A 21,553-nucleotide genomic window follows, 5' to 3' on the forward strand; every position below is an offset into this window, starting at 1 on the left:
TCCAGTTCCCCTGATAACGCCGGACAGACCCATGATCCGAATTGAAAATGTCTCTGTGCAGTTTGAACAGCGACGTGCGCTTGCTGACATTGACCTGACGCTATCTGAAAAGCGGGTCGGGATTGTCGGCGCGAACGGGTCGGGTAAAAGCACCTTTGTCAGGTTGCTCAATGGCCTGCAAACCGCAAGTACGGGGCGGGTTCTGATTGATGATCTGGACGCGGCAAAGGATGGCCGCAAGCTCAGACGTCATGTCGGGTTTGTGTTTCAAAACCCCGATAACCAGATCGTCTATCCGGTGGTCGAGGAAGACATTGCCTTTGGCTTGAAACCGCTCAAGCTTTCCAAGGATGAGGTCAATCGCCGCATTGATGATGTGCTGGCCCGTTATGACCTGAGTGAGTTCAAAACCCATCCGAGCCATTTACTTAGCGGCGGGCAAAAGCAGCTCCTTGCCATCTCCGGCGTGCTGGTGATGGAGCCGCGCTATATCGTGTTTGATGAGCCGACCACGCTTTTGGATCTGCGCAATCGCAACCGGGTGCAGCGCGCCATTGCAGAGCTCGATCAGACGGTGATTACGGTGTCGCATGATCTTGATCTGATTGCCGATTATGACCGGGTGCTGGCGTTCGAGGATGGTCGCTTGGTGCTGGATGGTCCGCCATCCGAAGTTCTTCCGAAATATCGGGAGATGATGGCGTGATCGCAGGCCTTTATATCGACGGGAACTCTGCTCTGCACCGGGCTGCGGCCGGGGCGAAGATCCTTGCCATGATTGCCCTTGGCACGGGGGTGTTCCTGATCCCCGATTGGCCGGTGGTGACGGTTGTTCTGGCAACCGTGCTGTTGCTTTATCCCGTCTCCGGCTTTGGTCCGCGCATTCTCTGGGCGCAGATCAAGCCGGTCCTGTGGTTGCTTCTGATCTTTTTTGCTGCGCAGCTTTGGCTGGCTGATTGGCAGGCGGGCTTGCTGGTTGTCACCCGGATCGCGGCGATTGTGCTGTTTGCGTCGCTTGTGACCCTGACCACCAGAACATCAGATCTTCTGGCATCGCTTGAACGCGCCATGCAGCCCCTGCGCCCGCTTGGCGTCAATCCGGAAAAGGTCAGTCTGGCGATTTCGATGGTGCTGCGCTTTATCCCGGTGATTGCACAGGTGGCAAACGAAATCCGCGATGCCCAACGCGCCCGCGGGCTTGATCGGTCCATCGTTGCAATGGTGGTGCCGCTGATCATCCGCACGCTTAAAATGGCCGATGATGTTGCCGATGCGATTGATGCGCGCAGCTTTGATTAGTCGTTAGAACCGACTATCTGTCTGTTCCGCCACCCCCAAAAAGAAAAGCCCCGACACGCCTGAGGGGGGATTGGGTGGCGGCGTGCCGGGGAAGTCGAAGATCGTTGGTGCAATCAGCTCAGTCCAAGATGCTTGGCGTGGAAGCGGATATGATCTTCGATAAAGGTCGATATGAAATAGTAGCTGTGGTCATAGCCATCCTGAATGCGGATGGAGACCGGATAGGCTGATGTCTTGGCAGCTGCTTCGAGTACTTCGGGTTTAAGCTGCTCGGCTAGGAAACCATCAGCACCACCCTGATCGACAAGGGCCGGGGTCTGCACATCAGGCGCACTTGCCGCCTTCATCAGTTCCGAGCTGTCCCAGTCTTTCCAGGCCGATTTGTCATCACCGAGATAATTGCCAAGTGCCTTCTGGCCCCATGGGCAATTGATCGGGTTGGAAATCGGTGCAAAGGCGGTGACGGACTTGAACGTGCCCGGATTGCGAAGCGCAATCATCAGTGCGCCGTGGCCGCCCATGGAATGGCCGGAAATAACCGCGTCATCATTGACCGGGAAGTGATCCTTGATCAGCGCTGGTAGTTCCTTGGTCACGTAATCACACATGCGATAATTGCGTGCCCATGGCTCCTGGGTGGCGTTGACATAAAAGCCAGCACCCTTGCCAAAGTCATAAGCCTCGTTCTCGTCATCGGGGACATGATCGCCGCGTGGGCTGGTGTCCGGGGCGACGATGGCGATGCCCAGCTCGCTCGCGATGCGGAATGCGCCGGCCTTCTGCATGAAGTTTTCATCCGTGCAGGTCAGGCCCGACAGCCAGTACATGACCGGGACCTTTGTGCCGTTGCTCACCTGCGGCGGCAGAAAGATCGCAAAGCGCATGTCGCAGCCAAGGGTGGTGGACGGGTGGGTATATTGCTTTTGCCAGCCGCCAAAGACCTTGTTGCTTGAGGAATTCTCGATACCCATTTGGGCCTCCTTCTGATCGGCCACTGCCGGAAAATCTCCGACAGTGGCGCAATTATTCAAATGTTTATATTGCGATCAGTAATGGATAACCGAACGGATGCTTTCGCCTTCATGCATCAGGTCGAACGCTTCGTTGATCTCTTCGAGCTTCATGGTGTGGGTGATGAAGTCCGACAGCTTGAACTCGCCATTGAGATAACGTTCAACATATTCCGGCAGCTGCGAGCGGCCTTTAACGCCACCAAACGCCGTGCCGCGCCAGACGCGACCAGTGACCAGCTGGAACGGACGGGTGGAGATTTCCTGACCGGCACCGGCAACACCGATGATGACTGACTCACCCCAACCCTTGTGGCAGCACTCAAGCGCGGAACGCATGACATTGACATTGCCGATGCACTCGAACGACCAGTCCACACCGCCGTCGGTCAGATCGACAATGACTTCCTGGATCGGCTTGTCATAGTCTTTCGGGTTGATGCAATCGGTCGCGCCGAGTTTCTTGGCGAGATCGAATTTCTTTTCGTTCAGGTCGATGGCAACGATGCGACCGGCACCGGCCATCTGTGCGCCGATGATTGCCGAAAGACCGATACCGCCCAGGCCAAAGACGGCCACGGAGTCACCCTTCTGCACCTTGGCCGCGTTGACCGTGGCCCCCATGCCGGTGGTGACCCCGCAACCAAGCAGGCAAACTTCTTCAAGCGGGGCTTCTTTGTTGATTTTCGCAAGCGAGATTTCCGGAAGCACGGTGTATTCGGAGAAGGTCGAGCAGCCCATGTAGTGATAGATCGGCTTGCCGTTTTGTGAGAAGCGCGAGGTGCCGTCCGGCATCAGGCCCTTGCCCTGAGTCGCACGGATTTTGCCGCACAGGTTGGTTTTGCCCGATTTGCAGAATTTGCACTCGCCGCATTCCGGGGTGTAAAGCGGGATCACGTGATCGCCAACCGAAACGCTGGTCACACCTTCGCCGATGGATTCAACGATGCCGCCGCCTTCATGGCCAAGGATGGCCGGGAAGATGCCCTCGGGATCTTCGCCCGACAGGGTGAATGCATCGGTGTGGCAAACGCCGGTCGCGACGATCTTGACGCGCACTTCGCCGGCTTTCGGCGGGGCGACCTGAACTTCTTCGATCGACAGCGGTTTGCCGGCTTCCCAGGCGATGGCGGCTTTACAGGTAATGGTTTCGGCGCTCATGACGCTACTCCGATGTTTGGATGTTGAATGCAAACAGTCTATTTATTTCCATTGATGTGATTATCCACTAATTTGGTAAATGACTTTTACGCATATGTAACAATCTGGATGGGGTCCGGCGATGAATGCCTGGGACGGGATCAGCGAATTTATCGCCGTGGCCGAGCGACAGAATTTTACGGCCGCTGCCAAGCAGCTTGGCATTTCCGTCGCCCAGGTCAGCCGACAGGTCACAGCACTCGAGGAAAAGCTGGGTGTGCAGCTTTTTTACCGCACGACGCGCAAGGTCAGCGTGACAGAGGCCGGGCAGATTTACTATCAGCATTGCCGGCAATTGCTCGATGGGTTGGACGAGGCGGAACGTGCGATTGGCAACCTGACCGAACTGCCGCGCGGCAAGCTCAAACTCACCGCGCCAACCACGTATGGCGAGACGGTGATTGCACCACTGGTCAATGATTTCGTCACCCGCTATCCCGATCTTGAGGTCCAATGCCGTTTTACCAACCAGAAGCTTGATCTGGTGCTTGAAGGCTATGATATGGCGATCCGTCTGGGCCGGTTGGAAGGCACTACGGGCAGTCTGATGACCCAGCAGCTTTCAACACGGCGCCTGTATGCCTGTGCCGCACCCAGCTACATCGCCAAGCGCGGCGAACCCTATTCGCTATCGGAGCTGCACCATCATAATTGTCTGGTCGGGACACTTGATTACTGGCGCTTTGAAGAAGACGGCCGCGAACGCACAGTCCGCATTCATGGCTCGATCCACGCCAATAGCGGTCAGGCGCTTCTGGACGCGGCGCGCAAGGGCATCGGCATCGTGCAATTGCCCGACTATTATGTCGATCCGTGGATCGCCAGTGGCGACCTCGTCCCGGTGCTGACCAAGTACCAGCCATCAGACGAAGGCATCTGGGCGATCTACCCAACCAACCGCCACCTTAGCCCCAAGATCAGGATGTTGGTGGAGCATCTTGGGCGGTATTTGGGTCAATCATCCTGATTTTCTGTCACAAGTGGTCTGCGTCCACGTCGAACCCTCAATGCATTTCGTTTTGAAGGAGGCGAGCGATGTCACAGTGCACAGGCTCAAACGGTGACCTTTGGGAAGTTTATGAAGCGAAAGATGGTTGGCGTTGGCGACGTACGGCGAGTAATGGCGAGATTGTTGGTGCTTCCACGCAGGGCTACTCGAAAAAGTCCGATTGTGTCGCCAATGCCAAGCGCCCAGCATGTGATTGCGATCTTAGCTAGGTGTCGCGTAATCGGCAGAAAGAAAAAGCCCCGCAGCGTGTGCTGGCGGGGCTTTGGTATTTTGGAATTGCGCGTGTTACTGCGCCGTCCAGCCGCCATCGACCGAGAGGTGCGTGCCGGTCATTTGCGATGCGGCGTCCGAGCAGAGGTACAGTGCTGTCTGGCCGATCTGTTCGGGGGAAACGAACTGTTTGGACGGGTGTTTGTCTGACACGAGCCGTGTTGCAGATTCTTCAACCGAGATATTGTTTTCCTTGGCGCGCGCTTCGATCTGGCGTTCGACCAGTTCGGTGCGCACCCAGCCCGGGCAGATGGCATTGGCCGTGATGCCGGTTTCGGCGGTTTCAAGCGCTGTCACCTTGGTCAGGCCAATCACGCCATGCTTGGCGGCGACATAGGCGGCCTTCTGGACGGATGCGACCAGGCCGTGCGCCGACGCCGTATTGATGATGCGGCCCCAGTTCTTTTGGCGCATATAGGGCACGGCAAGGCGGGTGGTGTGGAAGACCGATGACAGGTTGATCGCAATCACCGCGTCCCACTTTTCGGGCGGGAAATCTTCGACATTGGCGGTGTATTGGATGCCGGCATTGTTGATCAGGATGTCGACGCCGCCAAATTTGGCCTCGGCGTCCTTCATCATCGCTTCGATCTCGTCCGGTTTGGACAGGTCGGCCCCATTATAATGCGCGGTGACACCATAATCGGTTTCAAGGCCCTTGCGGGTTGCCTCGATTTCATCAGCATCGCCAAAGCCATTGAGCATTACATCCGCACCAGCGCCTGCAAGTGCCTTGGCCATGGCAAGGCCGATCCCGCTTGTCGAGCCGGTGACGAGTGCGCGTTTACCTGTCAGCATTTTGTCTTCTCCCTGTATCTGAGGAGTTTGATCCTCTTGTTAAGTTAGGTGGATCATGCCGCAGTGCAATGTAACTGGCAAGAAATGCTGTTGTGGGGCAGATGGGTTTTTAGGCCCCAATGCCATATTTGCGCAGTTTGTTGGCGATCGAGGTATGTGAAACGCCAAGCCGATCAGCCAGCTTGCGCGAGCTTGGGTAATCTGGATAAAGCCGGACCAGCATTTCGCGTTCAAGCAAATCCATGCCGCTGTTGAAATCGCTTTGCGCAAGCGCGGTGGCGATGAGGTCTATTTGCGGCGTTGGGCAGTCGGGCGTGTCTTGGTCTGTTTTGGCCGTGATGTGGTTTTGGGGCGTTGGCGTGCTTGCTGTGCCGCTGGCGGCATCGGCGAGGTCGCGGGCGCCCAGAGTGTTGCCATCCAGAAGGGCGACGGCGCGAAACAGGGTGTTTTCAAGCTCGCGGACATTGCCCGGCCAGTCATGGGCGCAAAGCCAGTCAAGGCCATCACGGGCCAAGCGTGGTGTGCTGCGCTCTGTCTGCTGCGCGGTGCGGTCGATGAAGAAGGCGGCCAGATCGGCAATGTCTTCGATCCGCTCACGCAAGGGCGGCAGGGTGATGCCGAGAACATTGAGCCGGAAATAAAGATCCTCGCGAAAGGTGCCGTCATGCGACATGGCTTCAAGGTTGCGGTTGGTGGCACTGATGATGCGGACATCAACGGTGATCTCATCCGTACCACCCACACGCCGGAAGCTACCATCCTGAAGCACGCGCAAAAGCTTCGCCTGCAGGTACGGAGTCAGTTCTCCGATCTCATCGAGAAACAACGTGCCGCCATCGGCCAGCTCGAGAAGCCCCGGCTTGCCGCCGCGCCGGGCTGAGGTAAAGGCCCCGGCGGCATAGCCAAACAGTTCGCTTTCAGCTAGGCCTTCGGGCATGGCGGCACAGTTGAGCGCGAGAAACGGTTGATCCGCGCGCGAACTTGCGCGGTGGCAGGCACGGGCAAACAGCTCCTTGCCGGTGCCGGTTTCGCCCAGAATCAGGATCGGCGCATCAATGGCCGCCAGACGTTCGGCCTGTGATTTGACGCGCAGCATGGCGCGGCTGGCGCCGATAATGTCGTCAAATCCGGTATGGCTGCGGTCCTGAAGGGCGGTGATGACACGGCCCAATCGCGCCGGGCGGTGAAAGACCATTACTCCGCCCCAGGGCGCATCATCGGCACTGTCGGATCCATCATCGACATGACCGATCGGTTCGACCTGCAAAAGATAGGTCTGCCCGCCCAAAGTGACCTCACGTTCGGGCAGGCGAAATCCACTTTGGCGTAAATCTTCAATGGATGGTTCATTCAAAATAATGGCGATATCCTGATCACGCAAAGGTTTTTCAGGAGTTGCTGAAATCGCCTGTGCGGCCGGGTTGGCCTGTGCGATTTGACCGTTGGCATCAACGGCAATCACCGGATCGCCAAGGGCGGCAAGCGTCGCATGCAGTTGTGCGCGCCTGCGTTCGGTCGGCAGGCGGTCGATTTCGGTAATGTCGAAAATGCCGGGAATTTGTTTGAGCGCGTGGGACAGAAGCAGAAAGCGTTCCGGGCGCACGGCGGGGATATCAGCATAGATATGATGGGTGGTGACTTCAAATGCCCGGATGTCGAGACCGTGATCGGTCAGGACATTAATCACGTCGCGCGTAATGCCGAGCCTGTTTTCACCACGAATTTCGAACCGCATAACTGTACCGATAAATTTACACTGTAAGTTAAAATGTACAGTCTTAAGATTCTGGAATCCAGTGTCTTTGAGGTTTTCCGTATGGAAGTATGTCAGTGTGTAAATAAATATTTACACATCTGTTTGGTGCGCTTTTGCCAAACCCTTGAAAACAGGCGATTTTTAAATCTGGCATGGTGCTTGCGGTGATGCGGGCAGAATAACCGCATTTCAAGGAGCCTTCCGATGTCTGCCCATGACAAACACAACAGCGCCAAAACCGGTTTTGCCACCCGTGCGATCCATCACGGTTACGATCCGCAAAGCCACAATGGCGCGTTGAACCCGCCGGTTTACATGTCTTCGACCTTTGCGTTCGAAACGGCCGAGCAGGGCGGGCGGTTCTTTGCCGGGGATGAGCAGGGCTTTATCTATTCGCGCATTGCCAACCCGACGCTTGATCTTCTTGAAAAGCGCCTGGCTGTGCTTGAAGGCGGTGAAGCCGCGGTTGCGACCGCATCAGGCATGGGCGCGATTACCTCTGTCTTCTGGTCGTTTATCGAGCCGGGGGATGAGATCATTGTCGATCGCACGCTATATGGCTGCACATTTGCCTATTTCCGGCATGGTCTGGAAAAGTTCGGCATCAAGCACACCCATGTCGACCTGACCGACCCGGCGGAGCTGGAAAAGGCGATCTCCGATCAGACCAAGATTGTCTATTTCGAAAGCCCGGCCAACCCGAATATGCGTCTGGTCGATATCGAAGCCATTTCCGCCATCGCGCACAAGCACGGTGCCAAGGTGGTTGTCGATAATACCTATTGCACGCCCTATCTGCAGCGCCCGATTGAGCTGGGTGCGGATATCGTTGTGCATTCCGCAACCAAATATCTCGGTGGCCATGGCGATCTGATGGCGGGTGCGGTGATCGGGAGCCTTGAGGACATGACGCAGGTGCGTCTGGTCGGTCTTAAGGACATGACCGGTGCGGTGCTGTCCGCTCAGGACGCCAACCTTGTGATGCGTGGTCTTAAAACGCTTGAGCTTCGCATGGAACGCCATTGCGACAATGCCGAAAAGATCGCCGATTTTCTCGCCAAGCATCCGAAGGTCGAGAAGGTCTTTTATCCGGGCCTTGAAAGCGATCCGAACCACAAACTGGCCAAAAAACAGATGGACCGTTTTGGCGGCATGATCGCGTTCGAGCTTAAGGGCGGGATCGAGGAAGGTCGCAAGCTGATGAATGGGCTTAACATGATCACCCGTGCGGTCAGCCTGGGGGATGCCGAAACCCTGATCCAGCATCCGGCGTCCATGACCCATTCAACCTACACCGCCGAAGAACGCGTGGAATATCAGATCACCGATGGCCTGATCCGCCTGTCGGCCGGGCTTGAAAGCATCGATGATATTCTGGCTGATCTTTCGAGCGCACTCGATGGCGATAAAATGGCGATTGCCGCTGAATAGGGGTTATCGCGGTTCAGTCAAGCAGGCCGTAATCCCGCAATGCCGCGTGGGATCTGTCAGACAGAAGGCTGTTTGGTACCCGCAAAATCCGAAGGTCAGGTAGGGAAATCTGGTTAAAGGACGGTGCCGTTTCGAAATGGTATTTGATCAGATCAAACATCATTCCGTTTGAATAGGCACGTCTGAGGCCGGTTTCCAAAATGTCATGCAGTTCGGGATATTTCGGGCTGACAAAGAAATAGATCGGTTGCGGGTAATAAAGGGCAATGCCGGGGTGAATTGTGATCCCCGGGGCCTGTTCACGCATCCAGGTCCATTCCCAGACAATCTGCCAGTAGGCCCGTGGATAAAGGTCAAAACGCTCGGCTGAGAGCATGCGATGCAGCGTCTTGTACCGGCCCAAAATCACGTTAAAGCCATTGTTGATCAGAACTTCGGTGTCTGGCCAGCCAAGGCCCTGACCCATGGAAAACTTGCGGAGGTCCTCAAGCGTTTCAACCTTGCTGAATTCATCATGGATCCCGGGGCGCAGCATGAAAAGCCGCAAGCCGGTGGTGCCGAGATAGATCGGGATATAGACGGGCAGCAGCTTCTCTTCGCGGACGTCATCGGTGCCAAAAAAGACTGTGTTGATTTCACTGCCGGACTGAAGCATCGAGATGCGCCGTGCTTCGGTCGGGTAGTCCATGCAAACCGGGGTGATCTTGGCATCCGTGCTGCTCAGCCTTATTGCAAGGCGCAATAGTTCGACATGATATTCCGAGTGTTCCGCCCAGCTTGCGATCCCGCGGCAGAAGTCAGAGCCGGTGTCCATCGGAATGCGAATATCGGGCGGGGCGCTGGAGGTGACTTCGGTTTTTAGGTTCTGGCGCAACCGACTGTCCGGCCAGATTTTTGACTCTGAATCTGACTGGGCGTGCGCCGTGATGCTGGTCAGAAGGTAGGTGATAACAAGCGGGACAAGCAGTCGCATGCGGCCGGTCCGCCCGGCAAACGAGCAACCCGCTGCATGAAATGCGGCTGAAAGTGTTGCGACTGCGCTTGTCATCGGGGCAGGGCAACTTTCGCACAGATCGCGGGATGGGAAGCAACGGAGTTTGACAATTTCGGAGTCACCAGAAACGGACTTTAGGATGGGAACGACTATATCTCAGTATAAGCTATTGGCAAATAAAGAATTTAACGCACGGTTGGGTTGCGGGAAAATGCACTTTTCTGCGGAGATGACTTTTCTGGCGCAGTCGAGCGGTTTTGATCGAATCGCATAAACGCCGGGATATCGCCGCGATTTGCCGGATTTTTCAGCGGACCGGAAATTCGAGGGTTTTGCAATGATCGTCGCAGCAGATTCCAACAAATCGGGCAGGTGATCGAATCTTGTGTGAATTGCAGCGCCATCATCTTGATTTCCGCGCCGTACCCCTAAAAATCGGCATCATCATACCGGTTTGTCGTCCTACGGGGGCGACGCCCACAAACCCCGTCACAACGGATAAAAAAAAGAAGGCCATCAGGAAATGTCAGCACAAGAAACCGCACCGGAAATCGGTGAAATTATCGAAGCAAGCAGCACTGCCAACATTAATGCCAAGGACCTTGAGATGCTGGGTCTGCTTGAAAAGAAAGTGCGCTGGCTTTCAAGCTGGACAATCCATAACGCGAACCATCTGCGCCCGAAACGCGACGGTATCAAGGTCGGTGGCCATCAGGCCAGCTGTGCGTCGATGACTACCCTGATGACCGCCCTTTATTTCAATATTCTGCGCCCGCAGGACCGGGTGGCGGTCAAGCCGCATGCAAGCCCGGTATTCCATGCGATCAACTATATGATGGGTCGCCAGACCAAGGAAAAGCTAGAAGCATTTCGTTCCTTTGGTGGGGCGCAGTCCTATCCGTCACGCACCAAGGATGGCGATCAGGTTGATTTTTCGACCGGCTCCGTCGGCCTTGGTGCGGCTGTGACGAACTTTGCCGCCCTGACACAGGATTACCTGCGCTACAAGGATATGCTGCCCAAGGATGAAACGCCCGGTCGCATGGTTGCCCTTGTTGGCGATGCCGAACTGGATGAAGGCAACATCTATGAGGCGCTGCTTGATACCTGGAAGCATGACATTCGCAATGTCTGGTGGGTGATTGATTATAACCGCCAAAGCCTTGATGGCATGATTGATGCCCATCTGTTCCGCGTCATTGGCCGGTTCTTCCGGGCGGTTGGCTGGAACGTGATTACCATCAAATATGGCCGCAAGCTGCATGATGCCTTTGCCAAGCCGGGTGGAAAGGCATTGAAGAAGTGGCTGAATGACGTGCCCAATGACATCTATTCCGCCCTGACCTTCCAGGGTGGTGCGGCATGGCGCAAACAGATTACATCGGACATGGACGGCGATAATGCGCTGGCAAGCCTACTGGGTGATTATGACGACGATCAGCTTCATGACCTGATGACCAATCTCGGCGGCCATTGCATGGAAGCAGTACTCAGCGCCTTTGATGCCGTTCCCAATGACAAGCCGACCGTCTTTATCGCCTATACCGTCAAGGGCTATGGCACGCCGCTTCAGGGGCACAAGGACAACCATGCGGGTCTGATGAACGTGCCGCAAATGGATGCCTTCAAGCTGCAGAACAAGGTCGCCGACGGGCAGGAATGGGATATCGCGGCCGGCCTTGATATCAGCGCCGAGCGCTTGCGCGATTATATCGCCAAGGCACCGTTTAACGATGATGCCCCGCGCAACAAGTCGGCCAAGCACATCACCATTCCCGAAATGCCCTATGCGCGGACGGAGACATCGAGCACGCAGGAAGTCTTTGGCAAGGTTTTGAACGAACTGGCCAAGATGAAGAACAGCGACCTTTCTGATCGCATCGTCACCACCTCGCCCGATGTGACGGTCTCGACCAACCTTGGCGGCTTTGTGAACCAGCGCGGTCTGTTTGGCCGCGAAGAACTGGCCGATGAGTTCAAGGAGCGTAAGGTTCCCTCGGCCCAGAAATGGATCAGATCGCCCAATGGTCAGCATGTCGAGCTTGGCATTGCTGAAAACAACCTGTTCCTCAATCTCGCCGCTTTTGGTCTGTCGCATAGCCTGTTTGGCGAACGTCTGTTCCCGATTGGCACCCTTTATGACCCGTTCATTGCGCGTGGTCTCGATGCGCTGAATTACGCCTGCTATCAGGATGCGCGTTTCATGGTTGTGGCGACACCCAGTGGCATCACGCTGGCCCCGGAAGGCGGCGCGCACCAGTCGATATCAACGCCAATGATCGGTATGGGTCAGCCCGGCCTGACCAGTTTCGAGCCAAGCTTCGGCGATGAGTTGGCCGCCATCATGGGCTGGTCGTTTGACCATATGCAGGACCCGGACGGTGGTTCAATTTACCTGCGTTTGTCGACCAAACCGCTCTCACAGCCGGAACGTGACCTGTCGGAAACGCAAAAGACCGAAATTATTTCGGGTGGCTATTGGCTGCGCCAACCGGGCGAGGATTGCAAAATGGTGATTGCCTATTGCGGTGCCATGGCGCCCGAAGCGATTGCTGCCTGGGAAAAACTTTCCGAAGACCATCCGGGCTTGGGCCTGCTGGCTGTCACCTCGACCGATCGTCTTTACAACGAATGGCAGGATCTGGAACGTGCCCGTCTTGAAGGCAAGGCCGACGGCAAGATGTCTCATGTTGAAAACCTGCTCCAACCGCTGGCATCCGATGCTCGCCTTGTCACCGTGATCGACGGCCACCCGGCCGCCCTTGCATGGCTTGGCGGCGTGCGCGGTCATGCGGTTGCCCCACTTGGCGTCAACGCCTTTGGCCAGTGCGGCGATAGCATCGCGCTTTACGATCACTACCAGATCGGCACCGACGCCATTCTGCGCGCTGCAAAGCGTTGGGATTAGCTGAGGTTTTAAACAGCCTGCTTGGTTTAGAAACGGCTCCGACGAGAAGACTCTGGATCGTCAAGCATTCGGTCGTCTTTAATGGTGAGTAATGAGAGTATCTCATCTGTGGATATTTTTATGGTCTGCTCATACATTTCAAATTGCTGTGCGTCGTAGCTGTCGAACCAAGCATCGGCGCCGATGAGGTGGGGGCGCATCTCATCCTGCGCCTGACCGAAAAGTATATCGAATGCTCCAGAATCAGGATCCAGCTCAGTTTTTGGAAACCATCTTTGATGAAAGCTCTTAGATCTTGCGAACCACTGACGACCCGAACGGGAGTGGCAAACGAGCATACTTGGCCAGTAATCCTGCTCAACTAGTCTGAGTGCTGTTGCTGACAGACTGCATTTGAATTCACTTGCAATCTTCTCGATAACAGAAAAGGTCAAATTTTTATTGTCAAGAACTCGAGGTTTCAGCAGATAGGTTGGCATCAGCAAAGAAGCTGCGTAAGTGTTTGCTTGGTTCTCTGTAATTTTTTTTAAGTTCGGATGATGTTCTTCGACTCTGCATCGGAGTTTTTGACCTCGATGGTGATGCCAATGGCCTAGTTCATGAGCCAACGAAAACCTTTTTCGGGTTCTGCTTCGACTTTTATCTATGGAGATTATAGCTCTATCTCGGTATCCGATGATATCAGCCTCACAACCTTCTAGGTCGCAGTATCGGATAACTGCTCCTTGATCAAAGGCAATAGCTTCTAGGTCAATTTCGGTCGGTTCCGTTATCCCGAGAGATAAAAGCAAACTTTCCGCAGGGTTCAAGTTTGGCATCTTTGATCTTAATCCTCAGGATTAATTATCCCTAGAGCTACAAAGTCATTGTACTTTCTCTCAATCTCTGCGTCGCTGAGCTCACTGCTAGTCTCGTTTCTTGCTGCCATTGAAAGCTCGTTTTTCATCAAGGCTTCAGATACAGCTTTACGAGCTTTGGTGATGTCAATAACTTCCGATGACTTTTGTGGAAGAGAGGCATTTCGGAGGTCGTCTTTAGCTTTCTGCAGCCGAGCTTTTCGTTTTTTTACCAAAGCTTCTTGATAAAGCTCCCGCATTTTAATTGGGGTGGAGACCAGATTATCGTCTTCTTCAGCCTCTGCGATGATTTCGTCATCTGACATCGAGAAGAGATCTTCTAACAGTGTGTCTGCTAGTACGAACAATTGCTGCCGCTCGTCGCTTCTATTGTCAGTCATGGTTTTAATCCGTTCTGGATGGCTTTGTTGATGGTTCGGCGAATTTTTCTTCTCTTACTGTTGAATTGAGTTTCATCTAATTCGGATAATGATCTTAGCTCTTCGCCGCTGGCACCTGTGATTATGCCCAGCACCAAAATTTGCGCGATTTCGTCACCGCTAAATAGCTCAATGAGTTTGTCGTCAAGGCTCTGCTCTTCTTGTTTGCTTGCAAGTATCTCTTCTGGCGAAGGATTTTGGCTAACAAGTTCAATGGTATTGGCTTCGTCATCTAGAGAGAATTTTGGCAAGCTGTGTTCGGTTCTTTCAGCTTCTCCGTTGGCTATGCTCCGGATCGCTTCGGCTAGAAACTTCACCACATCCACATCTCGTGGGCATTTTCTTGTCCCGTTTAGAGCGCGTAGCAGAGCTTCTTGAACTAAATCTTCTGACTGCAATGATAGCCAATTGTACAGTCCTACGTAGAGGCTGGCTGTCTTCTCTATACGTATCCAATCCGCATCTGAAAACGCAGAGATCGCATTTTCAACCTCCTCTTGTGACAGAACTGATTGTGGATCACTACCGTCCATATTGCCCTCACCGTGCATGCTCTCAATAAACAATGCGGAAAAAAAGTAGGTTTGCGGACAAGTTTTTGTCTGAGGACTTTGACTCCTTCCGCATAGGAGTTTGTGGGCGGATGATCCGTCTGCGTAATTCCCAAGAGGAGAACAAAAATGATCTACTCAATTAACTATGACTTGAAGCGCCCTGGCCAAAACTACAATGAACTATATGATGCTATCAAGGGTTGTGGTGCGTGGTTTCACTACCTCGACTCGCATTGGCTGGTAGATACTAGTCTTTCTGCATCAGAAATTTGGGCAAGACTAAAGCCCCGCGTAGATGCCAATGATCTTTTCTTTGTCAGTGGTGTTACAAAGGACTACAGCGGATGGCTGCCGCAAGACGCATGGGACTGGATCAATAGCCGCCAGAGCAAAATGGCAGCGTAGCTTTGCGAATGCGGAACGCTCAACTAAGAGTTTCCAACTCGAAGTGAAGCCATCAGCTAATGATGTATGGTCGGAATGGTATGTTCAGGGGCGCGCGGAATTCCGGGAACGGCTCGTTCCCGCAAGGGTTCTGAAATAACTTGTGCGATGGAAAATGTGAGCACCGCCTAGCTGTACATTTACAGCTAGGCGGTGCCACCCAAAATTCTGTATGTTTCGCTATTGATTGCGTCAGAAAAACGCCTGTTTCACACCATCGATGATGAACTGGACGGCCAAGGCAGCCAGGATCATGCCGAGCAGGCGTGATACCACGGTGGCGACCGTCGGGCTGAGGCGCTTGGCAACGACGTTTGCTAGCAGGAAGAAGACAAAGGCGATTACCATCACGACGGCGACCACGCCAATCACACTGGCCTGCATGGCGATATTGTCTTCGAATTTGCCCATCAAAAGCATCACGGATGCGATGGCACCGGGACCTGACAGGAACGGGATCGACATCGGGAAGATCGAGATATCGTCGGCCTCGTCATCGGGGATGGTCGGGCCGTCTGCGGTTTTGGTCGCCGGTTTCTTGGCTTTGGCCTTGGCGGTCTTTGCTGCTTTTTCCGCCTCGTGATCGTCTTCAAGTTCCTGATGGACCTGTTCGGCGCGCTCGTTGCGTTTCTGGCTGCGCTTTTCAAACAGCATTTCAAGCGCGATCAAAAACAGCAATGTGCCCCCGGCAATCCGGAAGGCGGGCATGTGAATGCCAAAGACGCCCAGCAACCCCTCGCCGATCAGGGCAAAGGCGGCCAGGATAAAGAAGCTGGTCAAGCAGGCCCGGATTGCCATGCGCCGACGGTGGGCGGCACTTGTGCCCTGGGTCAGGACGATAAAGACCGGCACCAGACCCAGCGGGTCAATGATCACGAACAGAGTGACAAAGACCGGGATCAGTTCATTAAGCATTGGCATCGGTGTTTCCTGCTGTCGGCGGTTTCGCGTTTGACGCGTATATTGCGCCTATCTTGGCAGGTAAATGGTTAAATTGGCAGTCCTTTCCCCGGCGCACCAACGCAGCACCTTATCGGCGCTTGCCACGATTGCGGCCATAGCGCCCGGCACTTTCCGGCCAGTCGACATAATCATCGGGTTTCTTGCGCACCCATTTAACGAACTTGATGATGTCGGGATGGGTGAGAAGCTTGGTGGGGCTGTCATAGTCGCGTGCCAAGGTGGCTTCATCAAATAGGCGGTGGATCATGCGATGGCAGACGCGATGCAGCCATTCGGTCTCCGTCCCGCCCTGTGATTTTGGCCGCCAGTGATGGCGATCCACACTGGGGCCTGCGATCATCGCACGACCGCAGATCGCGCAGGTACCTAGATCAGAGTTGTTTGGAGTATCCGCTGGCATGTTGGATCATTGTGGCGGCATGCGCCGGTTTTCAAAGAATTTCTGCCATGTGCCGGGCTTGAGCGCGCGGAGCGCCTTGATGCGGGCGCCGACCGACGGGTGAGTATCAAGAAGGCTGGGCGGCTGTGTGCTGCGATAGGGCACAAGGCCGAGCCGCTTGCGATTGATCTGATCGATATGGAGCAGGGCATCAATCATGTCTTCGGGGCCATTCAGCAAATCACTCGCCCCGTGATCGGCCGCAAATTCGCGGTCGCGGATGACGGCCCGCTGAAACAGGAAGCTGATGGTCGGTACCGCCCCAAACAGGACAATCATCCAGGCAGGCGGATTGAAATCGCCAAAGATAAAGATCGCCAGACCAAACAGCGCAATCGTCCATGTCGCGCGATACAGCACATCGGTAATCAGTAAAATGCGCGTATCACCATGCCAGGCATGCGCCACTTCATGGGCGAGAATGGCGCGCATCTGACGTGGTGACAGGCCATGAACCGCATCGCTTGAAATCGCAATGGTGGTGTCGTCATTCGTGCCCGTCGTGATGGCATTGACACCCTTGCCCGGCAGCAAAAACAGTTTCGGTTTGTGACCAAGCCCCGCGCGTTCGGAAAGCAGACGGCTCATTTCATGGATGGCCGGATAATCTTCGCCCGATAGCGGACTGGCGCGCAGCATTTTCATCAAAACGTCTGGCGAGATCATCGGCGAAAGTGCGAGCATCAAGGCAACCGCAATACCGGCCGAGATCATCATCGAAATCCCGCCCAGCATCCAGGCGCAGGCCGCTAGCACCCCGATCATGCAGGCCATCAGCCCGCCCGCGTGAGAGACTCCGCCGGGTTGGATGGCGAGAAACCGTTGAATGAAGCCCGGAAGTTGCGGCGTGTTGTCAGCCATGAAGTGTTTGCCTGTCGGGTTTGAAGATGGCGCGATACACCTAAAGATAGGGCGGGGAGGCGTTGTTGCGCAAATGGCAGATGGCCTGTGAGTGAAAAAAGTCTATATCAGGCAGGGTGTTAACGGCTTTGATCCAGCACAGATTTTGGCCGGTCACGAAGGGGCAGGATTCGGTGCCGGAAATTTGCCAGAATTGCCCGATCAGATTGCGCGGTAAGGCAATGAAATAAAGGGCTTTGCGGCAAAATTTTAACACATCCTTATATATTCGACTAGAATAGTGGGAGTATGCCATTGGCTAGGTTGCCCGTCATAGCTTCGCTGCGCGGGTGGTTTGCCATGCGTGATTGGCAAATGGCCAAAGGCAACAGATATAAGGGTTTCGCCCATGGTTTATGGGTGGAAAGAGCGGAAGGAACGAATGGGCCTGTTGGATAGAATCCGGCCAACCCGCAAGACGGATGCGGGACGCGAGGGGGATCGGACCCCGCTGGAACGGTTGTTCTGGCGGTCGATCGCGCTTGTCGGCGGGTTCTCGATGGTGATCAACCTGCTGAACATGGTGATCCCGATCTATTCCATGCAGGTATTTGACCGTGTTCTTTCCAGCCGGTCGGTGGATACGCTGGCCCTTTTAACGCTTGGCATCGGTCTTGTTCTGGTCTTCATCGCATCGATGGAACAGCTCAGATCGCGGGTTTTGATCCGGGTCGGGACGGCGCTTGATTTGCGCCTTGGTGGGGAACTGTTTGCCCATGTCGTGCAGCAATCGGCGCGTGGCAGCCAGATGCGCCAGCGCCCGTTGCGTGATTTGTATGGTTTGCGCGGTTTTCTGACCGGCAGCGGGCCGTTTGCCCTGATCGATTTCATGTGGGCGCCGGTCTATATCGGGGTCGTGTTCATTTTCGACACCCGCCTTGGCATGGTGGCGTGCGGTGGTGCGTTGCTGTTGATCGTGATTGCGATTGCCAACGAGGCCGCCTCGAAAATCTCTGTCGACCGGTCGGAAGAAAGCCAGAACCGCGGGATTGCGCAGGAAGAAACCTATGTCCGCAATGCCGAGGCGATGGAAGCCATGGGCATGACCCAGTCGGCCCGCCAACGCTGGCAGGCGGACCAGTCGGATTCGCTTTACTGGGAAGGGCAAGCCAGCCGTCGGGTTGGCACATCGACCACGCTTTCGCATTTTGTCCGCCTTGCCATGCAGGTGTGCTTTATCGGTGTCGGGGCCTATCTGGTTCTGTCCGAAAGCATCACGATCGGCATCATGGTGGCCTCCATGATCCTTGGGATGCGGGGCTTGGCGCCCTTTGACGGAGCGGTGACCGCCTGGCGCAGTTGGAATGCGGCGCGCAGTTCGTTTGAACGACTGAACAATATCTTGCTTGAAAAACGTCAGACCGTCCCTGCACCCATGCCACGCGGGCGTGGCATGGCGGTCAGTGTGGATAGGCTTGTCTTTGCACCGCCCAACAGCCGTAACGTTTTGTTCAAGGGATTCTCGTTCAAGGCCGGACCGGGTCAGATCATCGCGATTGCCGGGTTTAACGGGGTCGGTAAAACCGCCCTTCTGAAGCTGATCATGGGTATCTGGTTGCCCGGTTCCGGGTCGGTGAAGCTTGATGATGTGGAAGCATCCCGGGTGGATCGCACCGAAATGGGCGCGCAGATCGGGTATCTGGCGCAAAACCCGTTCCTGTTCCCGGGTACGATTGCCGAAAACATTGCCCGTCTGGGCAATGCGGAAATGCGCGACATCATTCAGGCGGCTGAGCTGGCCGGTGCGCATCAGTTCATCCTTGATCTGCCTGATGGTTATGACACGCGCGTGGATCGCGGCGGGCGTAACCTTTCGGGCGGGCAGCGCCAGTTGATTGCCTTGGCGGCGGCCCTGTTTTCGCGTCCGCGCATGTTGCTGCTTGATGAGCCGACAACCGCCCTTGATGACAGTGGTGTCGCGCATATCAGCGAGCTGATCGAAGTGCTTAGGCGCAATGGCATCACGACCTTTATCGTCAGTCACGAGCGTGAAATTCTGTCGCATGCCGATGCCATTCTGGCGCTGGCCGATGGTCAAATCCAGGTGGTGCCGGTCAAGGGCGGCAATAAACCGGCGGCACCACAAGCAGCCCCCGAAAATGAAGAAATTTCGCGTGGTTTGCCGCCCGGTGTTCGCCCGGATGAGGCTGCGGCCGATGCGCAGCCTGCTGATGGGCAGATGCGCATCACGCCCAAACGGATCGAGGTGCCAAATCCCGACGCGCCGCGCCCGATTGTTGAAAAGAACAGCGCGCCCAACAGCCATCCGGCGACTGCCGTGAGCGCGCCAGAAGCTGCGCCTGAGCCAGAAATTGATGAGATGCCCGAAATCGCTGATTTCGGTTCGACGGGTGAAACCGGATCGGGTCGGGCGCAGGCAGCCAAACAGGCCGCCGGCATCGCCAAAACGGAAATGAAGCCGCAGCCGACCCCGGGGGGGACAATGATGACCATGCGCCCGGTCCGCAAAAAAGCCGAAGCAACCAAGGATGCCGCCCGCAAGGATCCGCCAACCCCGGCATCACGTGAAGCGCGTCCGGCCAGTGCGGCGGATCTGGCGCCGAAACGCCCGGCAGCAAAGCCAAAAGCGCAGCCTGCCCGCAAGCCTGCAGCTCAACGCAAAATGAGCGAAGCCGAGGCCATCGCCAAGGCGCGCGAAGAAGCCGCAATGCGCATGCGCAAGGTGCGTGAGGATGCCGAACGGGCCGCTGCCGCCCGCGCACCGCGCCGCAAACCAGCGGATACGGAAGATCACCCGGCAGGGCGCGAACAGGTACGCGCGCAAACCGCCCGTCGTGGTCGCCCGCAATTGCGTGTGGTCGAAGGATCGGCTGAACGTCGACAGGGTGGTGCCTGATGTCTGGCGGAGTGCAACTTCCAACCGCGCGCGAGCTTAGCACCGACGTCAAACCGCTGGTGCGGATCGGGTTTTTGATCCTTTTTCTGGGGTTTGGCTCTGTCCTGCTTTGGGCGGGCACGGCCGAGGTCAATTCGGCCGCCACGGCCAGTGGTGTGGTGGCGCCGTTTTCCGGCCGGCAAAGTGTTCAGCATCTTGAAGGCGGGATCATTCGCGAAATTCTGGTGCGTAACGGGGCACGGGTTCAGGCCGGTGATGTTCTGGTCCGTCTTGATGATACCCGCTCGCGTGCCAGTTATGATCTGCTCAATAACCGCTATCTCAATGCACTGGCGACCCAGACGCGCCTGATTGCCGAGCGCGCGCAGGAAGGTTACCTGACCTTCCCGCCGCCACTTGAAGACCCACGCTACTTCTCGATCACGGATGCGCAGCGCACCCTGTTTGAAAGCCGCCGTAGCGCGTTTCAGGGCGAGGTCCAGCTTTATGACGAGCGCATCAAGGAATTGCGCCGTGAAATCGTAGGTACGCGTGAGCAAAAGGTCGCCGCCGAACAGCAGGTCGGGATCGTCAAGGAAGAGCTTGCCATGGTCAAACCTATGGTGGAGCTCGGCTATGCCAGACGTACCCGCTTGCTGCAACTTGAAAGCCGCCTGGTCGAGACCCTTGGCAATATCGGGCGCTATTCCGCCGATATTGCGCGGATCGAACAGCAGATCCAACAGGTCAAAGCCAGCCAGTCGCAGCTGATGCGCGATCATTTGCAGTCGATCAACACCGAGCTGCGCGACGTGCAAAGCGAGATTTCCGATCTCAATGAACGCCTGCGTTCGGCTGAGGATATCTTGGTGCGCTCCGACATCAAGGCACCGCGCAATGGTACGGTGACCAACATGCAATTCACCACGGTGGGCGGTGTGATCCCGCCCGGCGCGCAGGTGCTTGAAATCGTGCCGGCCGATGATCGGCTTGTGATTGAGGCCCGCGTTTCCCCCAACGACATCGACGTCGTTTCGACCGGGCTTCCGGTCAATATCCGGGTGACCTCATTTAGTCAGCGCTGGTTTGCACCGGTCAAGGGCACGGTCACCGACGTGTCGCCAGACCGCCTGACAGACTCAGAAGGCCGGTCCTATTTCCTGGCCATGGTCGAGATCGATGCCGAAAGTCTTGCCGAGCATGAAGGCATGATTCTTTCGCCCGGGATGCCAGCCCAATTGGAGATCGTGACAGGGGCCAGAACGATTCTCGCCTATCTGTTTTCACCGATCACCACCAGCTTTGATCGCGCATTCCGCGAACAGTAAGATGGTAACGAACGTATATGTCGGCATAGGTTGGTGTATACAACCTGACAGATTCTGACACGTCAGGCTTTTCCCTTCCAAAGCGCCAGAAAACATGAGAAAAAACGCATTATTCGCACCTAGGCGAGTCATTTGCTA

General features: G+C 55.7%; 21 protein-coding genes. 9 read left to right on the top strand and 12 right to left on the bottom strand.

From position 1 onward, the window contains the following. Positions 1–31: 31 nt before the first annotated feature. Together ACXAIA_RS03250 and ACXAIA_RS03255 are read left to right on the top strand one after the other, a co-directional pair. The gene (locus ACXAIA_RS03250) at positions 32–706 is read left to right on the top strand and encodes an energy-coupling factor ABC transporter ATP-binding protein (RefSeq protein ID WP_475348080.1); all 675 of its coding nucleotides are present in this window, start codon (positions 32–34) and stop codon (positions 704–706) included. After that, positions 703–1,299 carry an energy-coupling factor transporter transmembrane component T family protein gene (locus ACXAIA_RS03255; RefSeq protein ID WP_475348081.1) on the top strand — a complete coding sequence of 199 codons (597 nt, stop codon included), beginning with the start codon at positions 703–705 and terminating at the stop codon, positions 1,297–1,299. The genes ACXAIA_RS03250 and ACXAIA_RS03255 overlap by 4 nt, the downstream gene beginning before the upstream one ends. A 113-nt stretch (positions 1,300–1,412) precedes the next feature. On the opposite strand, the gene fghA is transcribed toward ACXAIA_RS03255, so the two are convergent. Together fghA and ACXAIA_RS03265 are read right to left on the bottom strand one after the other, a co-directional pair. Beyond that, positions 1,413–2,270: an S-formylglutathione hydrolase gene (fghA, locus tag ACXAIA_RS03260; RefSeq protein WP_475348082.1), complete on the bottom strand. Its 858-nt coding sequence runs from the start codon at positions 2,268–2,270 to the stop codon at positions 1,413–1,415. A gap of 75 nt (positions 2,271–2,345) precedes the next feature. Next, complete coding sequence (locus ACXAIA_RS03265; protein ID WP_475348083.1) at positions 2,346–3,470, bottom strand: S-(hydroxymethyl)glutathione dehydrogenase/class III alcohol dehydrogenase; 1,125 nt, start codon at positions 3,468–3,470, stop codon at positions 2,346–2,348. Positions 3,471–3,591: 121 nt separating this feature from the next. Here ACXAIA_RS03265 and ACXAIA_RS03270 point away from each other — a divergent pair, with 121 nt between their 5' ends. Continuing rightward, positions 3,592–4,476 carry a LysR substrate-binding domain-containing protein gene (locus tag ACXAIA_RS03270; RefSeq protein WP_475348084.1) on the top strand — a complete coding sequence of 295 codons (885 nt, stop codon included), beginning with the start codon at positions 3,592–3,594 and terminating at the stop codon, positions 4,474–4,476. A 68-nt stretch (positions 4,477–4,544) separates the two neighbouring features. Then, positions 4,545–4,727 carry a YegP family protein gene (locus ACXAIA_RS03275; protein ID WP_475348085.1) on the top strand — a complete coding sequence of 61 codons (183 nt, stop codon included), beginning with the start codon at positions 4,545–4,547 and terminating at the stop codon, positions 4,725–4,727. 76 nt (positions 4,728–4,803) lie between these two features. Here the strand turns inward: ACXAIA_RS03275 and ACXAIA_RS03280 are convergent, their stop codons facing one another. Then, positions 4,804–5,586: a 3-hydroxybutyrate dehydrogenase gene (locus ACXAIA_RS03280; RefSeq protein ID WP_475347329.1), complete on the bottom strand. Its 783-nt coding sequence runs from the start codon at positions 5,584–5,586 to the stop codon at positions 4,804–4,806. A gap of 109 nt (positions 5,587–5,695) precedes the next feature. After that, positions 5,696–7,321 carry a sigma 54-interacting transcriptional regulator gene (locus ACXAIA_RS03285; protein WP_475348086.1) on the bottom strand — a complete coding sequence of 542 codons (1,626 nt, stop codon included), beginning with the start codon at positions 7,319–7,321 and terminating at the stop codon, positions 5,696–5,698. Positions 7,322–7,546: 225 nt separating this feature from the next. On the opposite strand from ACXAIA_RS03285, the gene ACXAIA_RS03290 reads away from it, so the two are divergent. Further along, positions 7,547–8,773 carry a methionine gamma-lyase gene (locus ACXAIA_RS03290; protein ID WP_475348087.1) on the top strand — a complete coding sequence of 409 codons (1,227 nt, stop codon included), beginning with the start codon at positions 7,547–7,549 and terminating at the stop codon, positions 8,771–8,773. Positions 8,774–8,786: 13 nt separating this feature from the next. On the opposite strand, the gene ACXAIA_RS03295 is transcribed toward ACXAIA_RS03290, so the two are convergent. Both ACXAIA_RS03295 and ACXAIA_RS03300 read right to left on the bottom strand, forming a co-directional pair. Continuing rightward, positions 8,787–9,746 (bottom strand): hypothetical protein, encoded by a 960-nt coding sequence (locus ACXAIA_RS03295; protein ID WP_475348088.1) that lies wholly within the window; start codon positions 9,744–9,746, stop codon positions 8,787–8,789. Positions 9,747–9,952: 206 nt separating this feature from the next. Further along, the gene (locus tag ACXAIA_RS03300; RefSeq protein WP_475348089.1) at positions 9,953–10,174 is read right to left on the bottom strand and encodes a hypothetical protein; all 222 of its coding nucleotides are present in this window, start codon (positions 10,172–10,174) and stop codon (positions 9,953–9,955) included. Positions 10,175–10,290: 116 nt separating this feature from the next. On the opposite strand from ACXAIA_RS03300, the gene ACXAIA_RS03305 reads away from it, so the two are divergent. After that, the gene (locus ACXAIA_RS03305) at positions 10,291–12,675 is read left to right on the top strand and encodes a transketolase (RefSeq protein WP_475348090.1); all 2,385 of its coding nucleotides are present in this window, start codon (positions 10,291–10,293) and stop codon (positions 12,673–12,675) included. 26 nt (positions 12,676–12,701) lie between these two features. Here ACXAIA_RS03305 and ACXAIA_RS03310 read toward each other — a convergent pair whose 3' ends face one another. Genes ACXAIA_RS03310 through ACXAIA_RS03320 form a run of 3 tightly spaced genes read right to left on the bottom strand, consistent with a single transcriptional unit; the run spans position 12,702 to position 14,484 of the window. Next, positions 12,702–13,493 (bottom strand): ImmA/IrrE family metallo-endopeptidase, encoded by a 792-nt coding sequence (locus ACXAIA_RS03310; RefSeq protein ID WP_475348091.1) that lies wholly within the window; start codon positions 13,491–13,493, stop codon positions 12,702–12,704. 8 nt (positions 13,494–13,501) lie between these two features. Continuing rightward, positions 13,502–13,912: a hypothetical protein gene (locus ACXAIA_RS03315; RefSeq protein ID WP_475348092.1), complete on the bottom strand. Its 411-nt coding sequence runs from the start codon at positions 13,910–13,912 to the stop codon at positions 13,502–13,504. Then, positions 13,909–14,484, bottom strand: a complete 576-nt coding sequence (locus ACXAIA_RS03320; protein ID WP_475348093.1) for a hypothetical protein — start codon at positions 14,482–14,484, stop codon at positions 13,909–13,911. Before ACXAIA_RS03320 ends, ACXAIA_RS03315 begins: the two co-directional genes overlap by 4 nt. Before the next feature lie 147 nt (positions 14,485–14,631). On the opposite strand from ACXAIA_RS03320, the gene ACXAIA_RS03325 reads away from it, so the two are divergent. Continuing rightward, positions 14,632–14,910 (top strand): hypothetical protein, encoded by a 279-nt coding sequence (locus ACXAIA_RS03325; protein WP_475348094.1) that lies wholly within the window; start codon positions 14,632–14,634, stop codon positions 14,908–14,910. Positions 14,911–15,141: 231 nt separating this feature from the next. Here the strand turns inward: ACXAIA_RS03325 and ACXAIA_RS03330 are convergent, their stop codons facing one another. From ACXAIA_RS03330 to ACXAIA_RS03340, 3 genes are all read right to left on the bottom strand, one after another. Then, positions 15,142–15,870 carry a MarC family protein gene (locus ACXAIA_RS03330; protein ID WP_475348095.1) on the bottom strand — a complete coding sequence of 243 codons (729 nt, stop codon included), beginning with the start codon at positions 15,868–15,870 and terminating at the stop codon, positions 15,142–15,144. Positions 15,871–15,979: 109 nt separating this feature from the next. Continuing rightward, complete coding sequence (locus tag ACXAIA_RS03335; RefSeq protein ID WP_475348096.1) at positions 15,980–16,312, bottom strand: HNH endonuclease; 333 nt, start codon at positions 16,310–16,312, stop codon at positions 15,980–15,982. 6 nt (positions 16,313–16,318) lie between these two features. After that, complete coding sequence (locus ACXAIA_RS03340; RefSeq protein WP_475348097.1) at positions 16,319–17,212, bottom strand: M48 family metalloprotease; 894 nt, start codon at positions 17,210–17,212, stop codon at positions 16,319–16,321. Between the two features lie 421 nt (positions 17,213–17,633). Between ACXAIA_RS03340 and ACXAIA_RS03345 the strand changes: the two genes are divergently transcribed. Both ACXAIA_RS03345 and ACXAIA_RS03350 read left to right on the top strand, forming a co-directional pair. After that, on the top strand, positions 17,634–20,108 hold the full coding sequence (locus tag ACXAIA_RS03345; RefSeq protein WP_475348098.1) for a type I secretion system permease/ATPase: 2,475 nt from the start codon (positions 17,634–17,636) through the stop codon (positions 20,106–20,108). Continuing rightward, positions 20,108–21,415: an HlyD family type I secretion periplasmic adaptor subunit gene (locus tag ACXAIA_RS03350; protein WP_475348099.1), complete on the top strand. Its 1,308-nt coding sequence runs from the start codon at positions 20,108–20,110 to the stop codon at positions 21,413–21,415. Before ACXAIA_RS03345 ends, ACXAIA_RS03350 begins: the two co-directional genes overlap by 1 nt. Positions 21,416–21,553 lie beyond the last annotated feature (138 nt).

The organism is Thalassospira sp. ABL2_045, from assembly GCF_056161285.1.